General features: G+C 70.8%; 17 protein-coding genes. 7 read left to right on the top strand and 10 right to left on the bottom strand.

Annotated elements, in window-relative coordinates; all coding sequences use genetic code 11:
- The first annotated feature begins 45 nt into the window (after positions 1–45).
- Positions 46–1,359, top strand: a complete 1,314-nt coding sequence (locus AB0N07_RS18445; RefSeq protein ID WP_365836162.1) for an MFS transporter — start codon at positions 46–48, stop codon at positions 1,357–1,359.
- Between the two features lie 100 nt (positions 1,360–1,459).
- Here AB0N07_RS18445 and AB0N07_RS18440 read toward each other — a convergent pair whose 3' ends face one another.
- On the bottom strand, positions 1,460–1,717 hold the full coding sequence (locus AB0N07_RS18440) for a hypothetical protein (protein ID WP_365836160.1): 258 nt from the start codon (positions 1,715–1,717) through the stop codon (positions 1,460–1,462).
- Positions 1,714–1,857, bottom strand: a complete 144-nt coding sequence (locus AB0N07_RS18435) for a hypothetical protein (RefSeq protein WP_365836158.1) — start codon at positions 1,855–1,857, stop codon at positions 1,714–1,716. Before AB0N07_RS18435 ends, AB0N07_RS18440 begins: the two co-directional genes overlap by 4 nt.
- Before the next feature lie 272 nt (positions 1,858–2,129).
- Here AB0N07_RS18435 and AB0N07_RS18430 point away from each other — a divergent pair, with 272 nt between their 5' ends.
- The gene (locus tag AB0N07_RS18430) at positions 2,130–2,402 is read left to right on the top strand and encodes a GntR family transcriptional regulator (RefSeq protein ID WP_365836156.1); all 273 of its coding nucleotides are present in this window, start codon (positions 2,130–2,132) and stop codon (positions 2,400–2,402) included.
- Positions 2,403–2,455: 53 nt separating this feature from the next.
- On the top strand, positions 2,456–2,710 hold the full coding sequence (locus AB0N07_RS18425; RefSeq protein WP_365836154.1) for a GntR family transcriptional regulator: 255 nt from the start codon (positions 2,456–2,458) through the stop codon (positions 2,708–2,710).
- A gap of 12 nt (positions 2,711–2,722) precedes the next feature.
- Here the strand turns inward: AB0N07_RS18425 and AB0N07_RS18420 are convergent, their stop codons facing one another.
- The 5 genes from AB0N07_RS18420 to AB0N07_RS18400 form a co-directional block, all read right to left on the bottom strand.
- A complete protein-coding gene (locus tag AB0N07_RS18420; RefSeq protein WP_365836152.1) occupies positions 2,723–3,343 on the bottom strand; it encodes a flavin reductase family protein in 621 nt (206 codons plus the stop codon).
- 40 nt (positions 3,344–3,383) lie between these two features.
- Complete coding sequence (locus AB0N07_RS18415) at positions 3,384–4,223, bottom strand: enoyl-CoA hydratase-related protein (RefSeq protein ID WP_365836150.1); 840 nt, start codon at positions 4,221–4,223, stop codon at positions 3,384–3,386.
- A gap of 25 nt (positions 4,224–4,248) precedes the next feature.
- The gene (locus AB0N07_RS18410; protein WP_365836148.1) at positions 4,249–6,474 is read right to left on the bottom strand and encodes an acetate--CoA ligase family protein; all 2,226 of its coding nucleotides are present in this window, start codon (positions 6,472–6,474) and stop codon (positions 4,249–4,251) included.
- Between the two features lie 145 nt (positions 6,475–6,619).
- Positions 6,620–8,131: an FAD-dependent oxidoreductase gene (locus AB0N07_RS18405; protein WP_365836146.1), complete on the bottom strand. Its 1,512-nt coding sequence runs from the start codon at positions 8,129–8,131 to the stop codon at positions 6,620–6,622.
- 160 nt (positions 8,132–8,291) lie between these two features.
- Positions 8,292–9,485, bottom strand: coding sequence for an NAD(P)/FAD-dependent oxidoreductase (locus AB0N07_RS18400; protein WP_365836144.1), 1,194 nt, complete (start codon positions 9,483–9,485; stop codon positions 8,292–8,294).
- Between the two features lie 264 nt (positions 9,486–9,749).
- Here AB0N07_RS18400 and AB0N07_RS18395 point away from each other — a divergent pair, with 264 nt between their 5' ends.
- The 4 genes from AB0N07_RS18395 to AB0N07_RS18380 are packed head-to-tail and all read left to right on the top strand — an operon-like array spanning position 9,750 to position 12,179.
- On the top strand, positions 9,750–10,199 hold the full coding sequence (locus tag AB0N07_RS18395) for a DoxX family protein (RefSeq protein WP_365836142.1): 450 nt from the start codon (positions 9,750–9,752) through the stop codon (positions 10,197–10,199).
- Positions 10,199–10,633 carry a Zn-ribbon domain-containing OB-fold protein gene (locus tag AB0N07_RS18390; RefSeq protein ID WP_365836140.1) on the top strand — a complete coding sequence of 145 codons (435 nt, stop codon included), beginning with the start codon at positions 10,199–10,201 and terminating at the stop codon, positions 10,631–10,633. The genes AB0N07_RS18395 and AB0N07_RS18390 overlap by 1 nt, the downstream gene beginning before the upstream one ends.
- 23 nt (positions 10,634–10,656) lie before the next feature.
- On the top strand, positions 10,657–11,271 hold the full coding sequence (locus tag AB0N07_RS18385) for a GNAT family N-acetyltransferase (protein WP_365836137.1): 615 nt from the start codon (positions 10,657–10,659) through the stop codon (positions 11,269–11,271).
- 41 nt (positions 11,272–11,312) lie between these two features.
- On the top strand, positions 11,313–12,179 hold the full coding sequence (locus AB0N07_RS18380) for a GNAT family N-acetyltransferase (protein ID WP_365836135.1): 867 nt from the start codon (positions 11,313–11,315) through the stop codon (positions 12,177–12,179).
- A gap of 107 nt (positions 12,180–12,286) precedes the next feature.
- Here AB0N07_RS18380 and AB0N07_RS18375 read toward each other — a convergent pair whose 3' ends face one another.
- The 3 genes from AB0N07_RS18375 to AB0N07_RS18365 are packed head-to-tail and all read right to left on the bottom strand — an operon-like array spanning position 12,287 to position 14,033.
- Positions 12,287–12,952: a pyridoxal 5'-phosphate synthase gene (locus AB0N07_RS18375; protein ID WP_365836133.1), complete on the bottom strand. Its 666-nt coding sequence runs from the start codon at positions 12,950–12,952 to the stop codon at positions 12,287–12,289.
- Between the two features lie 35 nt (positions 12,953–12,987).
- On the bottom strand, positions 12,988–13,167 hold the full coding sequence (locus AB0N07_RS18370) for a DUF397 domain-containing protein (RefSeq protein WP_365836131.1): 180 nt from the start codon (positions 13,165–13,167) through the stop codon (positions 12,988–12,990).
- A 2-nt stretch (positions 13,168–13,169) separates the two neighbouring features.
- Positions 13,170–14,033: a helix-turn-helix transcriptional regulator gene (locus tag AB0N07_RS18365; protein WP_365836129.1), complete on the bottom strand. Its 864-nt coding sequence runs from the start codon at positions 14,031–14,033 to the stop codon at positions 13,170–13,172.
- Positions 14,034–14,068: the final 35 nt, after the last annotated feature.

Genomic DNA, 14,068 nt, shown 5'->3' with positions numbered 1-14,068 from the left:
TCGGGCCAGTGGATGCGCTCGGTTCCGGCCTGGATCCTCTATGTCGTGACCCAGACAACCGAACCCACAGCAGTCGAAACGGCTCCCGAGTCCGGGCGATCCCCTCGCACCCGCATCCACCGGGCGTGGTTCGTCGCCGCCGTCACCTTCGTGACGATCATCGGTGCGGCCGCCTTCCGCTCGCTTCCCGGCCTGCTCATCGACCCGCTGCACCAGGAGTTCGGCTGGTCACGCGGCACGATCGGGGCCGCGGTCTCCGTCAACCTCGCGCTGTACGGCCTCACCGCCCCGTTCGCGGCGGCGCTGATGGACCGCTTCGGCATCCGCAAGGTCGTGGCCCTCGCCCTGACCGTGATCGCGCTCGGCTCGGGCCTGACGGTGTGGATGACCGCCGCCTGGCAGCTGCTGCTGTGCTGGGGTCTGCTGGTGGGTCTGGGGTCCGGGTCGATGGCGCTTGCTTTCGCCGCGACCGTGACCAACCGCTGGTTCACCGAGCGCCGTGGCCTGGTCACGGGCGTCCTCACCGCCGCCTCGGCCTCCGGCCAGCTGATCTTCCTGCCGCTGCTGTCCTGGATCGTCCAGCACCACAACTGGCGTCCGGCGGCCGTCACGGTGGCCCTCGCCGCCCTCGCGGTCGTCCCCTTCGTCTGGCTGCTGCTGCGCGACCACCCGGCGGACGTGGGCGTGAAGCCGTACGGCGCGAAGGAGTTCGTGCCGAAGCCGGAGCCCGCGGTGGGGGCCGCCCGCCGGGCCGTGAACGTCCTGTTCTCGGCGTCCCGCACCGGCACCTTCTGGCTGCTGGCCGGCACCTTCGCGATCTGCGGCGCCTCCACCAACGGGCTGATCCAGACCCACTTCGTGCCCGCCGCCCACGACCACGGCATGCCCGTCACGGCGGCGGCCTCGCTGCTCGCGGTCATCGGTGTGTTCGACGTGGTCGGCACGATCGCCTCCGGCTGGTTCACGGACCGCTTCGAACCGCGCCGGCTGCTGGCGGTCTACTACGCCCTGCGCGGCATCTCGCTGCTCTTCCTGCCGATGCTCCTGGCCCCGTCGGTACACCCCCCGATGCTGTTCTTCATCGTCTTCTACGGCCTCGACTGGGTCGCCACCGTCCCGCCGACCGTCGCCCTGTGCCGGGAGCAGTACGGCGACGACAGCGCCATCGTCTTCGGCTGGGTCCTCGCCTCCCACCAGGTCGGCGCCGCACTCGTGGCCTTCCTCGGGGGCGTCGCGCGTGACGTCTTCGGCTCGTACGACATGGTCTGGTACGCCTCCGGCGCGCTGTGCGCCGTGGCTGCGCTGATGGCGCTGGTGATCCGGCGGAGGCCGACGGTTCCCGTGCCGGCCGTGGCCTGAACCGGCTTGAAGGGAAGGGCACGTGCTTGCCGGGTGCCCAGGTCGAGGCCTGGACACCCGCCGTGCTGTCGTGCGTCCTTGGGTGGATGCCTCTAGGCCGTCACTCCCTGTCCGACGCCATCATGTCGACGCATTCAACGAGCGCCGCGTGCAACGGCGGCACGAGGGCGGCGAGTTCGGTGTCCGACGCCTTGCCCGCCTCCAATACGGCACCGACGACCGCCGCCAGGACGGCGGCGCTCTCCAGGGCGCGATCGTCGGCCAGCGCCTCAAGAAGACCACCGGGGCGCGCAATCACGAACGCCTCCTTGCCGGTGGCCGGATCGACGCCGAGGCTACGGGGATGCCGTGCGTTCATACGGCGGCCTCCCAGGGGAAGCAGCGCCATTCGTGTTGGTCACGCTCGCGTTCCCATTCGACGACGTAGGGACGGACCAGGGGCTGGCCGTCGGCGGCGACGACGTCCGTCAGGTACGGGAGCGACCGGCGTACGGGCATGGGACTGCGGGCTGGAAGGGGCGGACAGGATGTGGAAGATGGTGCTGCAGCGGCGCGGTGCGCTCCGCGCGGAGGCAGGAAGAGGCTCAGGATCGCGGCCAGTAGGCTGCGCATAGGTCGACTCCTGTTCAGTCGGCTCAGCCTCGGCATGGAAGCTCTCATCCTTCCCGCCGGGGCGTTTTCATGACGTCCCATGGCATCGACTTGTATCGACTTGATGCGAGACGTATCTCGAAGAGCGCACATCAATCCACTTGCTTAGCGTCGACTTCATGAATCCTGACGCTGAGATTGATCATGGCGCTCCGCTGACCCCGTACCGGCAACTTGCCGAGATCCTGCGTGCGCAGATTCAGCGCGGCGACTGGCAGCCGGGGCGGATGCTGCAGAGTGAGGCTCAGCTTGTGCAGCGGTACGGGATCGCACGGACGACCGTCCGGCGGGCGCTTGGTCTGCTGGCCGATGAGGGCTGGGTGTACGCCGTACCTCAGCGGGGATGGTTCGTCTCCGACCCTTTGCCGCCGTCGCCCGAAATCCCTGCGTAGCCGAGTCGGCCGTCGGCCCTCTCCGAGCCGCGTGAGCCGCCAGACTGGAGCCTATGGACCTTGATCGCAGTCGCCCGCTGTGGCGGCAGATCGCAGCGGAGATCATCCGGCGCATCAAAGACGGCATGTATCCGCCGGGAAGCCGCGTGCCGTCCACCCTGGAGATCGCGCAGGAGTTCGGCGTGGTGAACGCGACGGCGGCGAAGGCCATGCGACAACAGGGCTGGACGCGGGGCGAAGTCGGGCTGGGAACCTTCGTGGTCGACCCCTTGCCACCCTCCCCCGTAACCCCCGAATCCTCCGCCTAGTCCCGTCGGGTCTCAGCTTCCGCCGAGCCGCCCGAACCGCCCCTGATGGAAGATCAGCGGTCCGTCGGGGGCCTCGCCCGTGCCGAGGGCGTCCACCCGGCCGACCACGATCAGGTGGTCGCCACCCGTGTGCACCGCGTGGATGGTGCAGTCGATCCACGCGGGCGCACCGGTCAGGCGCGGTGCCCCGGAGACCGGGGCCGCGTCGTAGGCGACCCCCGCGAACTTGTCCGCGCCGCTCACCGCGAAGCCCCGGCACAACTCGCCCTGTCCGGCGCCCAGGACGTTGACGCAGAAGACGCCCGCGCGGGCGATGCGCGGCCACGTCGTCGACGTACGGCCGACCATGAAGGCGACCAGGGGCGGGTCGAGGGAGAGGGAGGAGAAGGACTGGCAGGCGAAGCCGGCGGGGCCGGTGGGGCCCTCCTCGTCGTCGGCCGCCGGTGCGGTGATGACGGTGACGCCCGTCGCGAAGTTGCCCAGGACGCTGCGGAACTCGGCCGGGTCGACCGGCGCCCGCTCGTCCGCCCCCACGCACCGCAGCTCCGGGCGCGGCAGCGCTTCTACGGGGGCCGGGGCGCCGGCCGACCTGAGGTAGCGGACGGCGGCGGCGGCCGCCCCTGCGTGTCCCATCACCCCTCCATTGAAGCTGACGCCTCGTCAGATGGGAAGGTCAGCGGCCCTTGTACTCCGGGATTCTGCGCTCCACGAAGCTCCGTACGCCTTCCTGGGCGTCCTCGCTCGTCATGTTGATCTCCTGGGCGGCCGCCTCGGCGGCGAAGGCCGTGGCCCGGTCGGTGTCGAGGGAGGCGTTGACCAGCTGCTTGGTGAGGGCGAGGGCGCGAGTGGGGCCGGTGGCGAGGCGTTCCGCCCATTCGCGGGCCGTCCTGTCCAGGTCGGCGTCCGGGACGACCCGGTTGACCAGGCCCAGGCGTTCGGCGTCGGCCGGGGACAGCGCGTCGCCGAAGAACATCAGCTCCTTGGCGCGGTGCGGGCCGATCAGACGGGGGAGGAGATACGCCCCGCCGCCGTCCGGGACCAGCCCCCGCCGTACGAACACCTCGATGAACCTGGCCGACTCCGCGGCCAGTACGAGATCGCAGGCGAGCGCGAGATGGGCGCCGAGGCCGGCCGCCGTGCCGTTCACCGCCGCGATCACCGGCTTCTCGCAGTCCAGCACGGCGGCGATCAGGCGCTGGGCGCCCATGCGCAGAACGCGGGCCACGTCGCCGGCGACCCGCTCACCGGCGCCCGAGCCGCCCCGCAGATCGGCTCCCGCACAGAATCCACGCCCGGTTCCGGTGATGACGACGGCTCGTACGGCCGGGTCCGCGGAGGCGTCGCCGAGCAGTCGGACGATGCGTTCGCGCTGGTCAGGAGTGATGGCGTTGAGGGCTTCGGGGCGGTTGAGGGTGATGCGGCAGACCTGGTTGTCAGTGGCGTGCTGTACCAATGACTCAGCGGAAATTTCCGGCTCGGAACTCTTCGCACCGGTACGGGGGGAATCAGGCATGTTCATCTCATTACGTATGTTCATCTCAGCGGCACACCGCCAGGGCGTCCAGTGCCACGGCCCCCTGCCCCCTGGGCAGCACCATCAGCGGGTTGATGTCGAGCTCCGCGAGGTCGTCCCCCAGTTCCAGCGCCATGCGCTGCACCCGCAGGACGACCTCGACGAGCGCGTCGAGGTCGGCCGCGGGACGCCCCCGGACCCCGTCGAGCAGAGCCCGCCCGCGCAGGTCGCAGAGCATGTCCCGGGCCTGCTCCTCACCGAAGGGCGGCACGCGCACGGCTACGTCGTGCAGCACCTCCACCAGCACCCCGCCGAGCCCGACGGTCACGGTCGGCCCGAACAGCTCGTCGTGCGTGACGCCGACGACCATCTCCACGCCCCGCTCGACCATCTGGCAGACCAGCACGCCGTCCAGGGACACGCCCTCGTAGCGCGCGATGTCGGTCAGCTCCCGGTAGGCGTCCCGGACCTGGCTGGCGGAGGTGAGCTCGATCTTGACCAGTCCCAGCTCGGTCTTGTGGGCGATCTGCCCGCCGGAGGCCTTCATCACCACCGGATAGCCCACCTGGCCCGCCGCGCGTACGGCCGCTGCCGCGCTGGTCACCAACTGCTCGCGCGGTACGCGGATTCCGTACGCCCTCAGCAGCTGTTTCGCCGCGTGTTCGCTGAGCTGCCTGCCCGGGCGCATCAGTGCCTGCGCCTTGCGGAAGGAGGGCGAGGTGGTGCGGGGGGCCTCGTCGAAGGGGGAGCGGTAGCCGGTGATGAAGCGGTGGTGGTCGAGGTAGGCGCGGACGGCGGTGATGCAGTTCGCGACGGTGCGGAAGGTGGCCACCCGGGAGGAGCCGAGAAGGACCTCGCGGTAGGCCGGCTCGGTGCCGACAGGGGAGCCCCACACGACGCAGACCAGCTTGTCCGTCCGCTCGGCGGCGTCCACCAGATCCTGGACGAGCTTGTCGCTGAGGGGAGGGAAGGGACCGGTGATCGGGCAGATCAGGACGCCGACCTCGGGGTCGTCCAGGATCGCGTCGATGATCTTCCGGCCGCGCCGGTCGCCGACCGGATGCCCACCGTTGTCGACCGGGTTGGCCACGCTCAGGTAGTCCGGTATCCACTGGTGCAGTTCGGCCTGCTTGGCCTGGGAGAGGACCGGCAGCCGCAGCCCCGCCTCGGTCGCCAGGTCGGCGAAGTGCGCGCCCGTGCCGCCCGAGATCGAATACACGACGACGCCCTCCGCGCGCGGCGGCCGGGCGCGCGCCAACAGGGCGGCGGTGTCCTGGAGTTCGTCGAGCCCGTCCACCCGGATCACGCCGAACTGCCGCATCGCCGCGTCCACCACCGTGTCCGCGCCGGTCAGCTTGCCGGTGTGTGAGGCGGCCGTGCGGGCGCCGGTCTCGGTGCGGCCCACCTTGACGGCGACGACCGGCACCCCGCGCCGTGCGGCCCGGTCGGCCGCGAGCAGGAAGGACCGGCCGTCCTTCAGTCCCTCGACGTAGCAGGCGATGGCGCCCACCTCGGGCCGTTCGGCGAAGTAGGAGATGAAGTCGGCGGTCTCCAGGTCGGCCTCGTTGCCGGTGGGTGCCCAGTGGGAGAGCCGGATGCCGAGTTCCTGGAGGGAGAAGACGGGCCTGCCCTGGTGTCCGGACTGGGTGATGAGCGCGATGGCCGGTCCGTCGAGGTCGTCCCGGAACCGCTCGAAGGCGTTGAGGTTGGTGTTGGGCCCGAGCAGCCGCATCCCGGAGCGCCGTACGGCCATCGCCAGACGCTCCTGCGCGGCCGCACCCTCCGCACCGGTCTCCGCGAACCCGGAGGCGAAGACCACCGCGAACTTCACCTTGGCCTCGGCCAGCTCCTCGAGCACCGGAAGGGGATCGGAGATCAGCAGTACGGCGAGATCGACCTGCTCGGGCAGGTCGGCGACGGAAGGGGAGCAGGGTTTGCCGAAGACCGACGGGCGGCTCGGATGGACGGGGTGCAGTCGCGCCCCGACCCGCTCGGCCCAGGCCACCAGCTGCCGGGTGATACCGGTGTTGGGCCGCCCCTCGGTGTCCGAGGCGCCGATCACGGCGACGGATTCCGGCCGGAAGAACCGGTCCAGATCGGGTACGTCGGCGTACAGGGGCAGTCCGCTGACGTCGAGGTCGTCGACTTCCGCGGGCCTGCCGTGGACGGCGGGCCCGGGTTGCTCGCCACAGGCGATGACCCGGGCCCGGCGGGAGTCGGTGGTGAGGGTGCCGTGGGTTGATCCAAGCATCGGTCCGCCCGCTCCTCTGAGAGACAGCCAATAACTGACGCTCTGTCAGATTACTGAACTGACGCCATGTCAGGAACGGGCGTGCACGCAAAGTTGAACGGGCACTCAAGGTCGAACGGGAAGCCGATCGATTCCGGTGGGGCCCTCACAGCTCCGCGAGGACCTCCTTGGCCACCCGTTCCCCCGACCGCACGGCCCCGTCCATGTACCCGTTCCAGTACGTGGAGGTCTCGGTGCCCGCCCAGTGGATGCCGCCGACCGGCGCCCGCAGGGCGGCCCCGTACTCGGTCAGGACGCCGGGCGGGGCATAGGCGACCGGACCGCCGCGGGAGAAGCCCTCGTTGTCCCAGCGCTGCAGCACGAAGGAGGTGGGCGACTTGGCCTTGTCGCCGAAGTAGTTGGCGTAGTCCTTGAGCACGGCGGCCTTGACCTCGGCGACGCTCGACGCGTCGTACGCCCGCATCTCGTCGGCCTCGATGAATCCCATCAGGGCGCCGTAGGAGGCGTCCGGCGGTGAGTTGTCGAACGTCGAGCGGACCACGCCGGAGTCGCTGACGACCTGGCCGTTGAGGCCGTCGGCCCGCCAGAAAGGGGTGTCGTAGACCGCGATCGCCTTGCCGATCGAGCCCATCGGCAGCCGCTGGCTCAACTGGTCCCGGGAGGCCGGCAGCAGCGGGTCGAAGGTGATGCGCGCGGCCAGCGGCGGCGGTACCGCGACCACGACCTTCCGGGCCGTCACCGTCACCCCGTCCGCGGTCACCACGTACTTGCCGCCCGACTGCGCGACCGACCGCACCGGCGCGCTCAGCACCACCCGGTCGCCGAGTGTGGCGGCCAGCTTGATCGGCACCTGCTGGGAGCCGCCGACGAAGCGGGACTCCTGGGCGCCGTTCGCGGTGTCGGTGAGGCGCTCCAGGGTGCCGGCGTTGGACTCGTTGCCGGCGGCGGCGATGTAGAAGAGCACGAAGAGGAGGGACAGTTCCCGGGGCTGGGCGGAGAAGATCGAGGTGCAGGCCACGTCCAGCAGGAACTTGGCGGACGGGATGACCGCGTTGGCGTTCAGCCAGCTCTCGAAGGTCTGCTTGTCCCACTCGGCGGCCTTCGCGGCCGTCCAGGGCGCGTCGACCGGCACCTGCTTGGCCATGTCGTCCAACGACGCCTGCACGATCGCGGCGTTGGCGAGGCCGACCGCGTCGACGGGCGGGACCGAGCCGAGGATGCCGTCGGTGGCGTACGGGGTCCTGGTGCCGTCCTTGTAGAGGAGGTTCTTGCCGGTGTTGTAGGTGGTGAAGGTCGCCACGTCCAGGGAGTCGGCGAGGGCCTTGATGCGGTCCTGGGTGGGTCCGATGAACTCGCCGCCGCCCTCGGAGAAACCGCCGCCCGCCAGGGACAGGTTGACCACCCGGCCGCCCACGCGGTCGCGGGCCTCCAGGACGGCGACGGTCTTGCCGCCGGCCACCAGGTCGCGGGCCGCGGTCAGCCCGGCGAGACCGCCGCCGACGATCGCGACGTCCACGTCCCGGGTGGATGCCGCGGAGGCGGTGCCCGCGGCGGTGGTGGTGAGGGTGACGGCGCCCGCCGCAGCGGCGGCACCGCCGAGCAGGGAGCGTCGGGAGAGGGCTTGCGGGTGGTGCTGTCTTTCGCGTGCCACGTGCATCCTCCGTGTGGAGAGAGTGTGGAGCCAGAAAGTGAGCAGTGTTCACATTCTGGCCCCGAGCGGCGGCACGCTTCAACGCTCCCGTCACATCTGACTCAGGCGTAACGAGAGCCCGAGAGAAGGGAGTTGAGGGTTTTGCAGGGGGTTGAGGGCTTCTATGTCATCCGGGCAGACGGGACAGCGCGTCCCCGCCGTTCTTCACGATGGTCTTCGCGATCTTCTCGGAGTCCATCGCCACCTCGCGGAGGGTGCCGCTGATGGGGGTGGTGAAGCCGGTGAAGTGCAGACCGGGGGCGTGCTGCGGGGTGCGGGCGCCGTGCGCCACGGGTCTGCCCCGCGCGTCGAGCACGTCGAGGTGGCCGACCAGGCCTTCCAGGGCGCGGACGTAGCCGGTGGCGGCGACGACGGCCTCCGGGGAGATGCGGGTGCCGTCGGCGAGGACGACCTTGCCGTCCTCGAAGCCGTCGACGGCGGCGACGACCTCGACCCGCCCTCTGCGGACGGCGTCGATGAGGCCGACGTCCTGTACCGGGATGGCGCCCTCCTTGACCCGGCTGTACAGGCCGGTGTCGGGGCGGGGCAGCCCCTGCGCGGAGAGGTCGGGGACGCTCAGCTTCGCCATCGGCCGCGCGAGCCGGTCGACCAGCCCGGTCGGCAGCCGCCGTACCAGCACGCCCGTGTACTGGGCGGCCCAGCCGGCGGTCGACCGGCGCACGATGTGCGGAGCCGTCCGCACCGAAAGCCGCACCCGCGAGGCGCCGCCCTCCACCAGGTCCACGGCGATCTCGGCACCGGTGTTGCCGACGCCGACGACGAGGACGTCACGGCCGGCGTAGGGGGCGGGGCTGCGGTACTCGCCGGCGTGCAGGAACTCGCCGGTGTAGGCGTCGAGGCCGGGCCAGTCGGGGACGCACGGCGTGTGGTTGTAGCCGGTGGCGACGACGACCGCGGCGCCGGTCAGTTCGCGGCCGCCCGTGGCGTGCAGCAGCCAGCCCTCGCCGTCGGGTGTGCGCTCGACGCGGGAGACCTCGACGCCGGTGACGATCTCCAGTGCGTGCACCTCGGCGTACTTCTCCAGGTAGTGCACCACGTCGTCCCGGCCCACCCACCGCCCGAACCGGCGCGGCATCGGCAGCCCGGGAAGGGCCGAGAGGCGGCGGGTGGTGTGCAGGTGGAGACGGTCGTAGTGCCGCCGCCAGGCCGCACCCACCGCGTCGGACTTCTCCAGGACGACGGCGCGTATGCCCCGGGCCCGCAGCGCGTACGCGACGGAGAGCCCGGCCGGGCCGCCGCCGATGACGTAGACGGGGCGGCGGCGGTCCGAGGCGATTGCGGACGGAGAGGAGTCGGCCATGAGCGCGAGCGTAATCACGCACCGGGTTGATGGGTCTCGGTCAAGCCCGGAATTGGTTTCGGATTGATCACGCCTGTAGGAGGGGTGGGTGGGACTGGTGACGTAGGCCACCCGGTTGTGGCCATTCGGCGAGCGCCCGCCCTCCCGGCCGGAGCCCGCCGCGAGGGCGGTGCCTGCTTCTTCCTGGCCGCGCGGCCAGGCCCCACGTTCGCGGGAGGTGCACGGCGCTTCCCGGATCGCGTTATCTGACGTACCGTCAGATTCATGGATGCGATCTGGCTCACGGGCGCGGAATGGCTGGCCGTGCTGCGCATGGGACTTGGGCTGTGGTGGCTGGAGAGCTGGCGGCACAAGGACCGGAAGGCCTGGTTCGAGCGCGGGACCGGCCTCGCATGGGCCGCGGGCATCGCGGCGAAGCACCGCTGGAACGCGGTCCGGTCCGGCTTCGAGGTCATGGTGGCGCCGCGCCCGCGGACGATGGCGTACGTCGTGGTGTACGCGGAGCTGGCGATCGGGCTGGGGCTGGTCGCCGGGTTCCTGAGCCCGGTCGCGCTGGCCGGGGCGCTGCTGCTGAACGTCCTCTACTTCACGCTCATGATCCACGACGTGGCCGAGCAGGGGCAGAACTCGATGATGGCGCTGATGTCGGTGGTCGCGCTGTTCGGGATGTCGTGGCAGACGTGGTCGATGGACAGCGCGTTGGGGCTGTTCTGATGGCCGGCGCCGGCGGTCCCGGTGTGCCCGGTTCTGATGCGGGCGGCCCTCGGTTCGACGTGCCGGAGGCCGACGCCTTCACGCGGACCTACTGGGACGCGGCCGCCGAGGGCAGGCTGCTGATCCGGCGCTGCGGGGCGTGCGGGCGGGCCCATCACTACCCGCGCGAGTTCTGCCCGCACTGCTGGAGCGAGGACGTGCAGTGGGAGCGGGCGAGCGGCCGGGCGGTGCTCTACACCTGGTCCGTCGTCCACCGGAACGACCTGCCGCCCTTCGGGGATCGGACGCCTTACGTGGCCGCGGTCGTCGACCTGGCGGAGGGGCCGCGGATGATGACGGAGGTGGTGAGGCGCGGGGCCGGTGAGCTCCGGGCGGGGATGGAGCTGGAGGTGGCGTTCCGGGAGGGGACGCCGGTATTCCGCCAGCGCGTGTGAGGCGTACGGGTTTGAATGGGCTGATGACCTCTGTGGACGCGCAGCACACCGACCCCCGCTCTCCCTCTCCGCTTCCCGATCTGTACGGCTACGGAGTCCGCCTGCGCCTGTGGGACGCGGAATCGGACGCCGATGTCGCGGCCTGGCTGCGCGGGCTCACGGACCCGGAGTTCCGGCGCTGGAACACCCCGCTGAAGCAGGTCGACGACCTCGCCGGCGCGCGCGAGTCGCTGCGGGGCAAGGTGCTGGCCTCGACGGACGGTTCGGGGGCGTCGTACTGCGTGACCGACGCGGCGAGCGGTGCGGTGCTGGGGCACATCGGCGTCAATGCGATCGACTCCGTCCTGAGCGTTGCCCGCGTCGGGTACTGGGTGCTGCCCGAGGCCCGCGGGCAGGGGATCGCCACCCGCGCTCTGGCCGTGGCCTCCCGCTGGGCGCTGACCGACCTGGGGATACACCGGCTGGAGCTCGGTCACGCCCTCGGTCATGAGGCTTCGTGCCGTATCGCCGAGCGGTGCGGCTTCCGTTACGAGGGGACGTTGCGGGGCGCGATGTTCGAGGCGGGGCGGTACGACGCGTTCCGGGACGAACATCTGCACGGGCGGATCGCCACGGACCCGGAGCCGCAGGTCCCGTAAATTCGAAGGCGTCGGGGCAAGGGCGCGCGGGATCATGGGGCATGCGTCCCGATGACTGGTATCTCACCGACGACCTGGACACCTTCCTGACGCGGGCCGGGGGTTTCCTCCGCTCCCGCCCGGCCCTGCACACCGTCCCGCTGACGGTGACCGAGGGACTGCGGACACACGGCTCGCGCTACTACGGCGCCGAGGCCCCCTACTTCGGCGTACTGGCGTCGGAAGGCGCCGTCCGCGCGGTCTACTTCCGCACGCCTCCCTACCGGCTGAGCGTCACGTCCCTCACGCCCGAGGAGGCCGACTCCCTTGCCGCTCACCTGGCAGGTCTGGGCCGCCCGGTCCCGGGAGTCACGGGTGAGCGCTCCACGGTCGAGGCCCTCGCACGCTCCTGGGAGGGCCGCACCGGGGCGACGGCCACGGTGCAGCAGCGGCAACGGCTCTACCGTCTCGACACGTTGACCGCCCCGCAGTCGGTGCCCGAGGGTCGGGCGCGGATCGCCGACGCCGCCGACCGGGAGCAACTGGTGCGGTGGTACGGCGAGTTCATGGAGGCCATCGGCGAGAGCCGCGCGCAGCCTGCGGAGGGGTGGGCCGACTCCCGCATCTCCTACGGCGGGACGACGTTCTGGGAGGCTGCCGACGGGACCCCCGTGGCCATGGCGGGGGTGACACCGATGGTTGCCGGGCAGGTCCGGGTCGCCCCCGTCTACACCCCCGCACCTCTGCGCGGCCGCGGATACGCCGGGGCGGTCACGGCCGAGGTCAGCCGGGCGGCACTCGCGGCGGGCGCGGCCGAGGTACTGCTGTTCACGGACCTCGCCAACCCGACCAGCAACGCCCTGTACCAGCGGATCGGGTACCGGCCGGTGGCGGAGTTCGCGGTGTACGACTTCACGGCTACGGCGTGAAGGCCATCACGCAGCGCGAGTTCCGGCCGCGCAGGCTGAAGTACGGCCCTTGGGCGCGGGAGCGCGGCTGAGCGACACCAGGAGGGTGCTCAAGACCTTGATCCGCTTCACGGCCACAGCAGCTCTTTGGCCCAACCACCCTCGTCCCACCGGTAGCTCAGCCGTACATGCCGCCGACGCTCGTCCCCCTGGAAGAACTCCACCTCGTCCGGCCGGACGCGGTACAGGGTCCAGGTCGGCACCGGAGCGTCGGGCTGCTGCTGGGCCCGTTCCCAGGCGGCCTCGGATGCCCGCGCCAACTCCTCCACGGAGCCAAGGACTTCACTCTGCCGTCCGGTGAGAGCGGCGGCGAGTGCGCCGGTCGAGCGGGCGTGCAGGTCACCCTGGGACTCTTGGGCCGGCGCGGCGGTGACCGGGCCGCGCAGCCGGACCTGGCGGCCCAGCGCGGGCCAGTAGAAGCCGAGGGCCGCATACGGCCGGGCCGCCAGCTGCCCGCCCTTGCGGCTCGTCGCATGCGTCGCGAACGCCCAGCCGTCCGCGTCCGCGCCGTGCAGCATCACGATGCGTACGTCCGGGTGGCCGTCCGCGTCGGAGGTGGCCAGGGACATGGTGTGCGGCTCCTTCTGCCCGGCCGCCACCGCCTCCGCGAACCACGCCGTGAAGAGGGACAGTGGTTCGGCGGGAGCGTTCGCCGGGTCGAAGGGGCGCAGCTCGGTGACCTCCGGGTCCCACACCCGCAGCGACCTCAGCAGTTCATGAAGATCCGTTCCCATGGGTCGAGTATCACCCGTCGGATCCGCGCATACGTCTAGCCGAACTGTTGGATGAAGGACTGCCAGCTGTCGCGGGAGACGGTGAGGAGGGGGCCGTCCTGCTGCTTGCTGTCGCGGACGGCTCGGCCGCCGGGGGCTGTGTCGGCGACCTCTACGCAAGCGTTCTCCTGCCCCGAGTACGACGACTTCCAGAAGGGGCTTACGACCTCGGTCACGATCAGGCTTCCTCGATGCTCCGGAGTATGCCCCGGATGAGCTTCGCGCTCGCGTCCGGCGCCAACGCTGACGATCGTAGTAGGTCGAACGCATTGGCGTAAGCGGCAAGGTCCTCGGCCCCTTCAAGGACCGACGTGCCTCGCAGATTGTCCATGGCGACCGCTTCGACCGTCGGCTCCTCGTCAAAGCTGAAGGAGTAGAAAGCGGAGGAGTAACCGGCCAGGATGCCCGCGCTGAACGGCAGCACCTGCACAGTGACGTTCTTCCGCTTGCCGATCTCCAGGATCGCGGACAACTGCTCCCGGTGAATCTCGACGCTCACCAGCGGCTGCGCGAGGACCGCTTCCCAGAGGATGGCCGTGTACGACGCTCCGCCCTCTTCGATCTTCGCCTGCCGCCCCAGGCGCACCTTCACCAACTGGGCGGCCCGTTCCGGCTCAATATAGTTCGGGCCGTGGGCGATAACCGCCTCCGCGTAGGCCGGGGTTTGCAGCAGCCCCGGCATCATGACCGGCTGCCACTCGCGGATGTAGGTGGCGTCGTCCTCCAGCGCGATGTGATCGACGTAGTCCGGCCGCAGGTGCTCGGCATGTTCGAGCCACCAGCCCCGGTTCTTGGAGTGCTTCGCCAACTCCTCGAGCTTGTCCCGCACTTCCGGATCCGTGACGCCGTACGCCTCCAGCAGCAGTCGTACCTCGATAACGCGCGCAGTGACGTGTCCGCTCTCAAGACGGCTGATCCTGGCCTGACTTGAGGCGATGACCTCGGCGGCCTGCGGCTGATCGAACTTGGCGGCCTGCCGGTACTGCCTGAGCGCCATGCCAAGACGCCTGCTGCGCACCGTCGGCCGTCCACCTGCGGGCATGTGGCCTCCCCTCTTCAGCGGCAACGATGCCACAG

The sequence above is a fragment of the Streptomyces sp. NPDC051172 genome (assembly GCF_040682555.1).
GTDB lineage: Bacteria > Actinomycetota > Actinomycetes > Streptomycetales > Streptomycetaceae > Streptomyces.
This window is presented reverse-complemented; position numbering and strand designations above follow the sequence as displayed.

Coding starts and splice junctions, on each gene's coding strand:
- AB0N07_RS18380 (WP_365836135.1), top strand. CDS start 11,313: ATGCGTCCCGATGACTGGTATCTCACCGACGACCTGGACACCTTCCTG.
- AB0N07_RS18430 (WP_365836156.1), top strand. CDS start 2,130: ATGAATCCTGACGCTGAGATTGATCATGGCGCTCCGCTGACCCCGTAC.
- AB0N07_RS18400 (WP_365836144.1), bottom strand. CDS start 9,485: ATGGCCGACTCCTCTCCGTCCGCAATCGCCTCGGACCGCCGCCGCCCC.
- AB0N07_RS18410 (WP_365836148.1), bottom strand. CDS start 6,474: ATGCTTGGATCAACCCACGGCACCCTCACCACCGACTCCCGCCGGGCC.
- AB0N07_RS18365 (WP_365836129.1), bottom strand. CDS start 14,033: ATGCCCGCAGGTGGACGGCCGACGGTGCGCAGCAGGCGTCTTGGCATG.
- AB0N07_RS18385 (WP_365836137.1), top strand. CDS start 10,657: ATGACCTCTGTGGACGCGCAGCACACCGACCCCCGCTCTCCCTCTCCG.
- AB0N07_RS18435 (WP_365836158.1), bottom strand. CDS start 1,857: ATGCCCGTACGCCGGTCGCTCCCGTACCTGACGGACGTCGTCGCCGCC.
- AB0N07_RS18425 (WP_365836154.1), top strand. CDS start 2,456: ATGGACCTTGATCGCAGTCGCCCGCTGTGGCGGCAGATCGCAGCGGAG.
- AB0N07_RS18390 (WP_365836140.1), top strand. CDS start 10,199: ATGGCCGGCGCCGGCGGTCCCGGTGTGCCCGGTTCTGATGCGGGCGGC.
- AB0N07_RS18395 (WP_365836142.1), top strand. CDS start 9,750: ATGGATGCGATCTGGCTCACGGGCGCGGAATGGCTGGCCGTGCTGCGC.
- AB0N07_RS18375 (WP_365836133.1), bottom strand. CDS start 12,952: ATGGGAACGGATCTTCATGAACTGCTGAGGTCGCTGCGGGTGTGGGAC.
- AB0N07_RS18420 (WP_365836152.1), bottom strand. CDS start 3,343: ATGGGACACGCAGGGGCGGCCGCCGCCGCCGTCCGCTACCTCAGGTCG.
- AB0N07_RS18440 (WP_365836160.1), bottom strand. CDS start 1,717: ATGAACGCACGGCATCCCCGTAGCCTCGGCGTCGATCCGGCCACCGGC.
- AB0N07_RS18415 (WP_365836150.1), bottom strand. CDS start 4,223: ATGCCTGATTCCCCCCGTACCGGTGCGAAGAGTTCCGAGCCGGAAATT.
- AB0N07_RS18405 (WP_365836146.1), bottom strand. CDS start 8,131: ATGCACGTGGCACGCGAAAGACAGCACCACCCGCAAGCCCTCTCCCGA.